The sequence below is a fragment of the Kosakonia oryzae genome, assembly GCF_001658025.2.
Taxonomy (GTDB): Bacteria; Pseudomonadota; Gammaproteobacteria; order Enterobacterales; family Enterobacteriaceae; genus Kosakonia; species Kosakonia oryzae.
On sequence record NZ_CP014007.2, the window covers coordinates 556,278 to 568,770 of the forward strand.

The 12,493-nt window shown below is 51.9% G+C and carries 9 protein-coding genes and 2 tRNA genes; 10 read left to right on the top strand and 1 reads right to left on the bottom strand.

Annotation, left to right across the window (positions count from 1 at the left end; genetic code table 11):
- The first annotated feature begins 17 nt into the window (after positions 1-17).
- The 6 genes from rlmE to AWR26_RS02715 all read left to right on the top strand — a co-directional run bounded on the left by rlmE (position 18) and on the right by AWR26_RS02715 (position 5,609).
- Positions 18-644, top strand: a complete 627-nt coding sequence (gene rlmE, locus AWR26_RS02690) for a 23S rRNA (uridine(2552)-2'-O)-methyltransferase RlmE (protein WP_007369920.1) — start codon at positions 18-20, stop codon at positions 642-644.
- 102 nt (positions 645-746) lie between these two features.
- Positions 747-2,678, top strand: coding sequence for an ATP-dependent zinc metalloprotease FtsH (ftsH, locus tag AWR26_RS02695; protein WP_043956395.1), 1,932 nt, complete (start codon positions 747-749; stop codon positions 2,676-2,678).
- Positions 2,679-2,775: 97 nt separating this feature from the next.
- A complete protein-coding gene (gene folP, locus AWR26_RS02700) occupies positions 2,776-3,624 on the top strand; it encodes a dihydropteroate synthase (RefSeq protein ID WP_064563386.1) in 849 nt (282 codons plus the stop codon).
- The gene (gene glmM, locus AWR26_RS02705; protein WP_064563388.1) at positions 3,617-4,954 is read left to right on the top strand and encodes a phosphoglucosamine mutase; all 1,338 of its coding nucleotides are present in this window, start codon (positions 3,617-3,619) and stop codon (positions 4,952-4,954) included. The genes folP and glmM overlap by 8 nt, the downstream gene beginning before the upstream one ends.
- 226 nt (positions 4,955-5,180) lie before the next feature.
- Complete coding sequence (secG, locus tag AWR26_RS02710; protein WP_043956398.1) at positions 5,181-5,513, top strand: preprotein translocase subunit SecG; 333 nt, start codon at positions 5,181-5,183, stop codon at positions 5,511-5,513.
- Between the two features lie 9 nt (positions 5,514-5,522).
- Positions 5,523-5,609 (top strand) — tRNA-Leu (locus tag AWR26_RS02715).
- 107 nt (positions 5,610-5,716) lie between these two features.
- Here AWR26_RS02715 and argG read toward each other — a convergent pair.
- Positions 5,717-7,063: an argininosuccinate synthase gene (gene argG / locus AWR26_RS02720; RefSeq protein WP_043956399.1), complete on the bottom strand. Its 1,347-nt coding sequence runs from the start codon at positions 7,061-7,063 to the stop codon at positions 5,717-5,719.
- Between the two features lie 376 nt (positions 7,064-7,439).
- Here argG and AWR26_RS02725 point away from each other — a divergent pair.
- The 4 genes from AWR26_RS02725 to infB all read left to right on the top strand — a co-directional run bounded on the left by AWR26_RS02725 (position 7,440) and on the right by infB (position 12,428).
- Positions 7,440-7,516: transfer RNA gene (locus AWR26_RS02725), tRNA-Met, on the top strand.
- A gap of 207 nt (positions 7,517-7,723) precedes the next feature.
- Entirely contained in the window at positions 7,724-8,176 is a 453-nt protein-coding gene (rimP, locus tag AWR26_RS02730) for a ribosome maturation factor RimP (protein ID WP_064563395.1), read from the top strand.
- 28 nt (positions 8,177-8,204) lie between these two features.
- Positions 8,205-9,692, top strand: a complete 1,488-nt coding sequence (gene nusA, locus AWR26_RS02735) for a transcription termination factor NusA (protein ID WP_043956400.1) — start codon at positions 8,205-8,207, stop codon at positions 9,690-9,692.
- 24 nt (positions 9,693-9,716) lie between these two features.
- Positions 9,717-12,428 carry a translation initiation factor IF-2 gene (infB, locus tag AWR26_RS02740; protein ID WP_064563397.1) on the top strand — a complete coding sequence of 904 codons (2,712 nt, stop codon included), beginning with the start codon at positions 9,717-9,719 and terminating at the stop codon, positions 12,426-12,428.
- The last annotated feature ends 65 nt before the right edge of the window (positions 12,429-12,493 follow it).

The window sequence follows — 12,493 nt, forward strand, 5'->3', positions numbered from 1 at the left end:
CCCGGATGGAAAGTTAAATGACAGGTAAAAAGCGTTCTGCCAGCTCGAGCCGCTGGCTTCAGGAACACTTTAGCGATAAATATGTTCAACAGGCGCAGAAAAAAGGGTTGCGTTCCCGTGCCTGGTTTAAACTTGATGAAATACAGCAAAGTGACAAACTTTTTAAGCCGGGGATGACAGTTGTTGATCTCGGTGCAGCGCCTGGTGGGTGGTCGCAATATGCGGTTACTCAGATTGGCGGCAATGGCCGCATTATCGCTTGCGATCTTTTACCGATGGATCCAATCGTTGGTGTGGACTTCCTTCAGGGCGATTTTCGTGATGAATTAGTCCTGAAAGCATTACTGGAACGTGTTGGTGACAGTAAAGTCCAGGTTGTCATGTCTGATATGGCGCCGAACATGAGCGGAACGCCAGCGGTGGATATTCCCCGCTCGATGTATCTGGTTGAGTTAGCGCTGGATATGTGCCGCGATGTGCTGGCGCCTGGCGGGAGCTTTTTGGTTAAGGTGTTTCAGGGCGAAGGTTTCGATGAGTATCTCACGGAAATTCGCTCCATGTTTACGAAGGTAAAAGTGCGTAAACCGGACTCTTCGCGTGCGCGTTCACGCGAAGTGTATATTGTAGCGACCGGGCGAAAATGATACCCCGTTGATTTCGGCCTTTGGTTTGAAAGAAACTGGATATGTTGTATCCTGACGCTGTTTTTAACACAGTTGTAATATGAGGTTAATCCCTTGAGTGACATGGCGAAAAACCTAATACTCTGGCTGGTCATTGCCGTTGTGCTGATGTCAGTATTCCAGAGCTTTGGGCCCAGCGAGTCTAATGGCCGCAAGGTGGATTATTCTACCTTCCTGCAAGAGGTCAACCAGGACCAGGTTCGCGAAGCGCGTATCAACGGACGTGAGATCAACGTTACCAAGAAAGATAGTAACCGTTACACGACTTACATCCCGGTCAACGATCCGAAACTGCTTGATAACCTGCTGACGAAAAACGTCAAGGTTGTTGGTGAACCGCCTGAAGAGCCTAGCCTGCTGGCTAACATCTTCATTTCCTGGTTCCCGATGCTGTTGCTGATCGGTGTCTGGATTTTCTTTATGCGCCAGATGCAGGGCGGCGGCGGCAAAGGCGCCATGTCGTTCGGTAAAAGTAAAGCGCGTATGCTTACGGAAGATCAGATCAAAACGACTTTCGCTGATGTTGCTGGCTGCGACGAAGCGAAAGAAGAGGTTGGCGAACTGGTCGAATATCTGCGTGAGCCGAGCCGGTTCCAGAAACTGGGCGGTAAGATCCCCAAAGGCGTACTGATGGTCGGCCCTCCGGGCACCGGTAAAACGCTGCTGGCGAAAGCCATTGCGGGTGAAGCGAAGGTTCCATTCTTCACGATTTCCGGTTCTGACTTCGTTGAAATGTTTGTGGGTGTTGGTGCTTCTCGTGTGCGTGACATGTTCGAGCAGGCCAAGAAAGCGGCACCGTGCATTATCTTCATCGATGAAATCGACGCCGTTGGGCGCCAGCGTGGCGCTGGTCTCGGCGGTGGTCACGATGAACGCGAACAAACGCTGAACCAGATGCTGGTTGAGATGGATGGTTTCGAAGGTAACGAAGGTATTATCGTTATCGCTGCAACGAACCGTCCGGACGTGCTCGATCCTGCGTTACTGCGTCCTGGCCGTTTTGACCGTCAGGTTGTGGTTGGTTTGCCGGACGTTCGTGGTCGTGAACAGATCCTGAAAGTTCATATGCGTCGCGTACCGCTGTCGCCGGATATCGATGCCGCGATTATTGCGCGCGGTACGCCGGGCTTCTCGGGTGCCGATCTGGCGAACCTGGTCAACGAAGCTGCTCTGTTTGCCGCTCGCGGTAACAAACGCGTGGTTTCGATGGTCGAGTTTGAAAAAGCCAAAGACAAAATCATGATGGGTGCGGAACGCCGCTCCATGGTGATGACGGAAGCGCAGAAAGAGTCCACGGCCTATCACGAAGCAGGTCATGCGATTATCGGCCGTCTGGTGCCGGAACACGATCCGGTGCATAAAGTGACGATTATCCCGCGCGGTCGCGCATTGGGTGTGACGTTCTTCTTGCCGGAAGGTGATGCGATTAGCGCCAGCCGTCAGAAACTGGAAAGCCAGATCTCAACGCTGTACGGTGGCCGCCTGGCTGAAGAGATTATCTACGGTGTTGAACATGTTTCTACCGGTGCGTCCAACGATATTAAAGTTGCGACTAACCTGGCGCGTAACATGGTTACCCAGTGGGGTTTTTCTGACAAACTCGGTCCGTTGCTCTACGCCGAAGAAGAGGGTGAGGTTTTCCTTGGACGTTCTGTAGCGAAAGCGAAACATATGTCCGATGAAACCGCGCGTATTATCGACCAGGAAGTGAAAGCGTTGATCGAACGTAACTACGATCGCGCACGCCAGATCCTGAACGATAACATGGATATTCTGCATGCAATGAAGGATGCTCTGATGAAATATGAGACCATCGATGCACCGCAGATTGATGACCTGATGGCGCGCCGTGAGGTACGTCCACCGGCAGGTTGGGAAGATCCTGGCGCGAACAACTCTGACAACAATGGTACTCCGCGTGCGCCGCGTCCGGTTGATGAACCGCGTACGCCGAACCCGGGCAATACCATGTCTGAGCAACTGGGCGATAAATAAGGTATCCGTTGCTGGACCTGTTCTAACTGAAAACCCTGGGGCATGCTCCGGGGTTTTCTTTATTGTATTAACCGCAACAACTCAGGGACTTTAAGTCATGAAACTCGACGCCCAGGGCACTATACTCGAGCTCTCCCACCCGCATGTGATGGGGATCCTCAACGTTACGCCGGACTCATTTTCCGATGGTGGCGCGCACAATACGTTAGTTGAGGCAGTTAAACATGCCAATTTGATGATCAACGCCGGGGCGACAATTGTTGATATTGGCGGGGAGTCCACAAGGCCGGGCGCGGCAGAAGTTAGCGTTGAAGAGGAACTGGAACGAGTAATCCCTGTGGTTGAGGCGATAGCCCAGCGTTTTGAGGTCTGGATCTCTGTCGATACGTCGAAGCCTGAAGTTATTCGAGAATCCGCACGAGCAGGCGCACATATTATTAATGATATCCGCTCGTTAACGGAGCCGGGTGCGATAGACGCTGCCGCTGAGACCGGTTTACCGGTATGCCTGATGCATATGCAGGGACAACCAAAAACAATGCAAGAAGCGCCGAAGTACGACGATGTGTTTGCTGATGTAGATCGCTTCTTTGCCGAACATATTGCCCGTTGCGAAAAGGCCGGTATCGCAAAAGAGAAATTGATACTCGACCCGGGATTCGGTTTCGGTAAGAATCTCTCGCACAATTATGCGCTGCTGTCCCGTCTGGCGGAATTTCATCACTTTGGGTTGCCGCTGCTGGTTGGGATGTCACGTAAATCTATGGTCGGACAACTGCTCAATGTCGGTCCTTCTGAGCGTTTAAGTGGGAGTCTTGCGTGTGCGGTGATTGCAGCAATGCAGGGCGCGCAGATTATTCGAGTTCACGATGTAAAAGAAACGGTAGAAGCTATGCGGGTGGTTGAAGCCACGCTGTCAGCGAAGGAAAATAAACGCTATGAGTAATCGTAAATATTTTGGCACCGATGGCATTCGTGGCCGGGTAGGCGACGCACCGATCACCCCGGATTTTGTTCTCAAGCTGGGTTGGGCCGCCGGAAAAGTACTGGCACGCCACGGTTCACGGAAGATTATTATCGGTAAGGACACCCGTATTTCCGGTTATATGCTGGAATCTGCTCTTGAAGCCGGGCTGGCGGCGGCGGGGTTGTCCGCTTCCTTCACTGGCCCGATGCCGACACCGGCTGTTGCCTATCTGACTCGTACTTTTCGTGCTGAAGCAGGTATTGTTATTTCCGCATCGCATAACCCGTTTTATGACAACGGCATCAAGTTCTTCTCAATCGATGGCACTAAATTGCCTGATGCAGTTGAAGAGGCGATTGAAGCAGAAATGGAGAAAGAACTGACCTGCGTCGATTCCGCTGAACTGGGTAAAGCAAGCCGCATCGTTGATGCTGCTGGACGTTACATTGAATTCTGCAAAGCCACATTCCCCAATGAACTGAGCCTGAACGAGCTAAAAATCGTAGTCGATTGCGCTAACGGGGCAACTTACCACATCGCACCGAATGTGTTCCGCGAGTTGGGTGCGAAAGTCATTGCCATAGGGTGTGAGCCTGACGGCGTGAATATCAATGAAAAATGCGGCGCTACGGATGTCAGAGCATTGCAGCAACGCGTTCTGGCAGAGAAAGCGGATCTTGGCATTGCTTTTGATGGCGATGGCGATCGGGTCATCATGGTGGACCATGAAGGTAACAAAGTAGATGGCGACCAGATCATGTACATCATTGCGCGCGAAGGTTTGCGTCAGGGGCAATTGCGTGGCGGCGCTGTCGGCACGCTGATGAGCAATATGGGGCTGGAACTGGCACTCAAGCAATTGGGCATTCCTTTTGCTCGTGCCAAAGTAGGCGATCGCTATGTCCTGGAAAAAATGCAGGAAAAAGGCTGGCGCATTGGTGCCGAGAACTCTGGCCATGTGATTCTGCTGGACAAAACGACGACCGGCGATGGTATCGTTGCTGGTTTGCAAGTTGTGGCAGCAATGGTACGCAACCATATGTCGCTGCATGATTTATGTAGCGGTATGAAGATGTTCCCGCAGGTGCTTGTCAACGTGCGCTTTACGGCTGGCAAAGGTGATCCTCTGGAAGATGAGCATGTAAAAACGACGACGGCTGAGGTGGAAGCGACTCTGGGCAATCGTGGGCGCGTGCTGTTGCGTAAGTCGGGAACCGAGCCGTTAATCCGTGTGATGGTGGAAGGCGAAGACGAAGCTCAGGTGACGGCGATGGCAAATCGCATTGCCGACGCGGTGAAAGCCGTATAATGGCGTGATAAGTGCTTAAAAAGGCGGCTATTGCTGCCTTTTAACGGGACGGAAGTTGTAGTTTTGCTGTTTTTTTCCGCACTTGATAAAATGCACTGAAATTGCCCTTGCGAAGGTCATTCGCTTTGGTTAGTATTCACACCCGCTTCAGTGGGAAAGCAGAAAACGCCCCACTTTTATTGGTTGAAGCATTTGCTGCGGCAATACCGCAAGGAACAGGTTGATTATGTACGAAGCTCTTTTAGTTGTTTTCCTTATTGTGGCACTGGCGCTTGTTGCCATGATTATGCTGCAGCAAGGTAAAGGCGCTGATATGGGAGCCTCCTTTGGCGCTGGCGCGTCTGGCACGTTGTTCGGTTCAAGTGGTTCTGGGAACTTCATGACTCGCACGACAGGTGTACTGGCAACCCTGTTTTTTATCATCAGCCTTGTGCTGGGTAACGTTAACAGCAATAAAACCAATAAAGGAAGCGAGTGGGAAAATCTGAGTGCACCGGCGAAGAGTGAACAAACTCAGCCTGCAGCGCCGGCGCAGCCGACCAGCGATATCCCACACTAAGTAAGTCGTGCCGAGGTGGTGGAATTGGTAGACACGCTACCTTGAGGTGGTAGTGCCCGATTGGGCTTACGGGTTCAAGTCCCGTCCTCGGTACCAATATTCCAGAAAAAAGACATCGTAAGATGTCTTTTTTTTCGTCTGTAATCCAGAAAACCAGACAATAAAAAAGACGCCTGATGGCGTCTTTTTTAATCTGTCAGCGATTATTTCTTCTCGCTGTTCTCCAGATTTTCTACCTGCGGCAGGCCATTGCCGGAAGTGGTGGAGAGCAAACCGGTTTGCACATAATTGAAGAGTTTCTCACGGGTATCAGTGATATCCAGGTTGCGCATGGTCAACTGCCCAATACGGTCATCAGGAGAGAATACAGACTCACCTTTTTCCATCGTCAGGCGTTCTGCTTTGTAAGTCAGATTGTCGGACACGGTATTGAGGATCGAGTAATCATTACCGCGACGCAGCTCCAGCGTTACTTCACCTGTGATCGCACTGGCCACCCAACGTTGTAAAGAGTCACGCAGCATCAGCGCCTGCGGATCGAACCAGCGACCCTGATACAGCAGACGACCCAACTGACGGCCATGAGCATGATACTGTTCGATGGTATCTTCGTTGTGGATACCGGTTAACAGACGTTCATATGCTATATGCAGTAGAGCCATCCCCGGCGCTTCGTAAATACCACGGCTTTTCGCTTCGATGATACGGTTTTCAATCTGGTCACTCATGCCCAGCCCATGACGTCCACCAATGCGGTTCGCTTCAAGCATCAGTTCAACATCATCGGCAAAGGTTTTACCATTCAACGCTACCGGGTGACCACGTTCAAAACGGACAGTCACTTCTTCGGCCTGAATTTTAACGTTCTCGTCCCAGAACTTAACGCCCATGATTGGGTTGACGATTTTAACGCTGGAGTTAAGGAATTCGAGATCCTTCGCTTCATGCGTCGCGCCCAGCATGTTGGAATCAGTTGAGTATGCTTTTTCTGCTGACATTTTGTAATCAAAACCGGAGGCAGTCATGAATTCAGACATTTCCTGACGACCGCCCAGTTCATCGATAAAATCAGTATCAAGCCATGGCTTGTAGATTTTCAGCTCCGCGTTAGTCAGCAGGCCGTAGCGATAGAAACGCTCAATGTCATTCCCTTTGTAGGTGCTGCCATCACCCCAAATATTCACGCCATCTTCTTTCATTGCTGCAACCAGCATGGTGCCGGTAACCGCGCGGCCGAGCGGGGTGGTGTTGAAATAAGTCAAACCGCCCGTGGTATTGTGGAACGCGCCGCACTGAATGGCTGCGATGCCTTCAGCGACCAGTTGCTTGCGGCAGTCGATCAGGCGGGCATTTTCCGCACCATATTCCTTCGCGCGACGGGGAATCGCGTCATAGTCATCCTCATCCGGTTGACCCAGATTTGCGGTGTATGCATATGGAACCGCGCCTTTCTGGCGCATCCACAGCAGCGCTGCACTGGTGTCCAGGCCGCCGGAGAAAGCGATACCAATACGTTGACCTGTAGGAAGATGCTTGAGAATCGTCGTCATAAAAAAATCCCTGCTTGATAGACAGATGGTGAGAGACTTAACAGCCACGCCATGCTATTTACCACTCATTTTGAAAATCTCAGTGAATGGTTATGCAAAATAAATGAGTTTTCATTTAATCATCTTTTGGCGATGACCGGAAGAGAAGAGTGCAATTTTCATCGGAATTATTGGTATGAGACATCTTTTATACAGGCATAATATGCCACAATAAAATGCATAGTCGGCAGTGCGCCGGATGCAGGTAACATACGGTTGACAGATAGCTATATTTATCAATATAATGTAGGCCGATTTTACGTCCCGTCTTCGGTACCAAATCCCAGCATTATTTGCAAATTCACGCTCAACCGAGTAGAATTTGCCACGTTTCAGGCGCGGGGTGGAGCAGCCTGGTAGCTCGTCGGGCTCATAACCCGAAGGTCGTCGGTTCAAATCCGGCCCCCGCAACCACTTTCCCTAAGTGTTTTTTTTCAAATATACTATGAAGACTTAACGCCTTCGTAGCTGGATTTGAGAAAATACTCACGGAAGGTTCTCCAGGCCGCAGTTGCGGCTATAGGGTTCAGTTATTTAAAGCCCCGATTTATCGGGGTTTTTTGTTATCTGAGTACGAAATAACTGGGCTATACGCCCTTTTTTTATGTCTTGGGGGTGGACTTGTCCACATTAGAGCAAAAATTAACAGAGATGATTACGGCACCGGTTGAAGCACTGGGCTATGAACTGGTCGGTATCGAATTTGTGCGTGGTCGCACATCTACGCTGCGCATCTATATTGATAGTGAAGATGGCATCAATGTTGATGATTGCGCTGATGTCAGCCACCAGGTCAGTGCGGTACTGGATGTTGAAGATCCGATTACCGTTGCTTACAACCTGGAAGTTTCCTCACCAGGTCTTGAGCGTCCTTTGTTTACGGCTGAGCACTACGCGCGCTTTAAGGGCGACGAAGTCACGCTGGTGCTGCGTATGGCGGTGCAAAACCGCCGTAAATGGCAGGGCATCATTAAAGATGTCGATGGCGAGATGATCACCGTTACGGTCGAAGGTAAAGATGAAGTGTTCGCATTGAGTAATATTCAGAAAGCGAACCTGGTCCCCCACTTTTAACAGTCTGGATTGAGGTGAAAGGCCCCCGATGAACAAAGAAATTTTGGCTGTTGTTGAAGCTGTTTCTAACGAAAAGTCGCTTCCGCGTGAAAAAATCTTTGAAGCGCTGGAAAGTGCTCTGGCTACAGCAACCAAGAAAAAATATGAACAAGAGATCGATGTACGCGTAAGCATCGACCGTAAAAGTGGTGATTTCGATACTTTCCGTCGCTGGATGGTGGTTGAAGAGGTAACGCAACCGACGCGTGAAATCACGCTTGAAGCGGCGCGCTACGAGGACGAAAGTCTGAATGTCGGCGATTACGTCGAAGATCAGATTGAATCCGTGACCTTTGACCGTATCACCACGCAAACTGCGAAGCAGGTTATCGTGCAGAAAGTGCGTGAAGCTGAGCGTGCGATGGTGGTCGATCAGTTCCGCGAACACGAAGGCGAAATCATCACTGGCGTGGTGAAGAAAGTTAACCGCGATAACATTACTCTTGACCTCGGTAGCAATGCTGAAGCGGTGATCCTGCGTGAAGATATGCTGCCGCGTGAAAACTTCCGTCCGGGCGACCGCATCCGTGGCGTGCTGTACGCAGTGCGTCCTGAAGCGCGCGGTGCTCAACTGTTCGTCACGCGTTCCAAACCGGAAATGCTGATCGAATTGTTCCGCATCGAAGTGCCGGAAATTGGCGAAGAAGTGATTGAGATTAAAGCCGCAGCCCGCGATCCGGGTTCACGCGCCAAAATCGCTGTGAAGACCAACGATAAGCGTATCGATCCGGTCGGTGCTTGCGTTGGTATGCGTGGCGCGCGCGTTCAGGCGGTTTCAACCGAGCTGGGCGGCGAGCGTATCGATATCGTGCTGTGGGACGACAACCCGGCTCAGTTCGTGATCAACGCGATGGCGCCGGCAGATGTTGCTTCTATCGTTGTGGATGAAGACAAGCACACCATGGATATCGCCGTTGAGGCGGGTAACCTGGCGCAAGCTATCGGCCGTAATGGTCAGAACGTGCGTCTTGCGTCTCAGCTGAGCGGCTGGGAACTCAACGTTATGACCGTTGAAGATCTGCAGTCCAAGCATCAGGCTGAAGCGCATGCAGCAATTGATACCTTCACCCGTTATCTGGACATTGACGAAGATTTCGCTACCGTCCTGGTCGAAGAAGGTTTCTCTACGCTGGAAGAACTGGCCTATGTGCCAATTAAAGAGCTGCTGGAAATCGACGGTCTGGATGAAGACACCGTTGAAGCTCTGCGCGATCGTGCGAAAAATGCCCTGACCACTCTGGCTCTGGCGCAGGAAGAGAGTCTCGGCAATAAAGAGCCGGCTGAAGACCTGCTGAATCTGGAAGGTCTGGATCGCGCATTGGCTTTCAAACTGGCTGCTCGTGGTGTTTGTACGCTTGAAGACCTCGCCGAGCAAGGCGTGGATGACCTGAGTGATATCGAAGGGTTAACCGACGAGAAAGCAGGTGAGCTCATCATGGCCGCACGTAATATTTGCTGGTTTGGTGACGAAGCGTAATAAACTGTAGCAGGAAGGAACAGCATGACAGATGTAACCGTAAAAACGCTGGCCGCTGAGATTCAGACCTCCGTGGACCGCCTGGTACAGCAATTTGCTGATGCAGGGATCCGCAAGTCCGCTGAAGACTCAGTGACGGCACAAGAAAAGCAGACGCTTCTGGCGCACCTGAACCGTGAACACGGTTCGTCGCCTGATAAGCTGACGCTGCAGCGCAAAACGCGCAGCACATTAAGTATCCAGGGCACCGGTGGTAAAAGTAAATCGGTGCAGATCGAAGTCCGTAAAAAACGCACCTTTGTAAAACGCGATCCACAAGAGGCTGAACGTCTCGCTGCGGAAGAAGAGGCGATGCGTGAAGCGGAAGAGAAGGCCCGTCGTGAAGCAGAGGAAGCCGCTGAGCGCGAAGCCGAGGAAAAAGCAAAGCGTGAGGCCGAAAGTCGCCTGAAACGTGAAGCTGAAGAAAAAGCTAAACGCGAACATGCTGAAAATGCAAAACGCGAGGCTGCGGAAAATAGCAAAGTGAGCAACCAACAATCTGACGAAATGACCAGGGCAGCCCAGACGGAGAAAGCCCGTCGCGAAGCTGAAGCGCAAGAACTCAAGCGCAAAGCGGAAGAAGAGGCTCGCCGCAAACTGGAAGAAAATGCGCGCCGCGTAGCGGAAGAAGCTCGTCGTATGGCGGAACAAAATGAAAATGGCTGGGCAGCCAGCAGCGATGAAGAAGAGACTATCGGCGATTATCACGTAACCACTTCGCAGCATGCGCGCCAGGCGGAAGATGACAACGACCGTGAAGTTGAAGGTGGTCGAGGTCGTACCCGCACTGCTAAAGCGGCGCGTCCGAAGAAAGGTAACAAACACGCTGAAAGCAAAGCTGACCGTGAAGAAGCGCGTGCAGCAGTTCGCGGTGGCAAAGGTGGCCGTCAGCGTAAAGGTTCCACTCTGCAGCAGGGCTTCCAGAAGCCAGCGCAGGCAGTTAACCGTGACGTGGTAATTGGCGAAACCCTCACCGTCGGCGAACTGGCGAACAAGATGGCCGTTAAAGGCTCTCAGGTCATCAAAGCCATGATGAAACTGGGTGCGATGGCAACCATCAACCAGGTTATCGACCAGGAAACCGCGCAGCTTGTTGCTGAAGAAATGGGCCACAAAGTTATCCTGCGTCGTGAAAACGAGCTGGAAGAAGCGGTAATGAGCGACCGTGATACTGGTGCAGCGGCTGAACCTCGCGCACCGGTCGTGACCATCATGGGTCACGTTGACCACGGTAAAACCTCTCTGCTGGACTACATTCGTTCGACGAAAGTGGCCTCCGGCGAAGCGGGCGGCATTACTCAGCACATTGGTGCATACCACGTTGAAACCGACAACGGCATGATCACCTTCCTGGATACCCCTGGCCACGCTGCGTTTACCGCAATGCGTGCTCGTGGTGCTCAGGCAACGGATATCGTTGTTCTGGTTGTTGCTGCCGACGACGGCGTCATGCCGCAAACCATCGAAGCTATCCAGCATGCGAAAGCAGCGCAGGTGCCGGTGGTGGTTGCAGTGAACAAGATTGATAAACCTGAAGCCGATCCGGATCGCGTTAAAAATGAACTGGCTCAGTACGGAATCATTCCGGAAGAGTGGGGCGGCGAAAGCCAGTTCGTACACGTTTCCGCGAAAGCCGGTACAGGTATCGACGACCTGCTTGATGCAATTCTGCTGCAGGCCGAAGTCCTGGAACTGAAAGCTATCCGTAAAGGTATGGCGAGCGGTGTCGTTATCGAATCCTTCCTGGATAAAGGCCGTGGTCCGGTGGCTTCCGTTCTGGTTCGCGAAGGGACGCTGCATAAAGGCGACATCGTTCTGTGCGGCTTCGAATACGGTCGTGTGCGTGCGATGCGTGACGAGCTGGGCCGTGAAGTTACTGAAGCGGGTCCGTCTATTCCGGTGGAAATCCTCGGTCTTTCCGGCGTTCCGGCTGCAGGCGATGAAGCAACCGTAGTGCGTGACGAGAAGAAAGCGCGTGAAGTTGCGCTGTATCGTCAGGGCAAATTCCGTGAAGTTAAACTGGCGCGTCAGCAGAAATCCAAACTGGAAAACATGTTTGCCAACATGACTGAAGGCGAAGTTCACGAAGTGAACATCGTACTGAAGGCTGATGTTCAGGGCTCTGTAGAAGCGATCTCCGATTCTCTGCTGAAACTCTCTACTGAAGAAGTGAAAGTGAAGATCGTGGGTTCCGGCGTAGGTGGTATCACCGAAACCGATGCGACTCTGGCTGCTGCGTCCAACGCTATTCTGGTTGGCTTTAACGTTCGTGCTGATGCCTCTGCGCGTCGTGTGATCGAAGCCGAAGGCCTGGATCTGCGTTACTACTCGGTCATCTATAACCTGATCGACGAAGTGAAAGCAGCGATGAGCGGTATGCTCTCTCCGGAACTGAAACAGCAGATCATCGGTCTGGCGGAAGTTCGTGATGTGTTCAAATCACCGAAATTCGGCGCGATCGCAGGCTGTATGGTTACTGAAGGTGTGGTTAAACGTCACAACCCGATCCGTGTCCTGCGCGACAACGTGGTTATTTATGAAGGCGAGCTGGAATCCCTGCGTCGCTTCAAAGATGACGTTAACGAAGTCCGTAACGGCATGGAATGCGGTATTGGCGTGAAGAACTACAATGATGTGCGCACTGGCGATATGATCGAAGTGTTCGAAATTATCGAAATTCAGCGCACAATCGAATAATCCGCATCGCCTTTCGGTCTGCTGCGTTGGTGGCATGCGTAGCCCCTACAGAGTGGGGGCTCGGA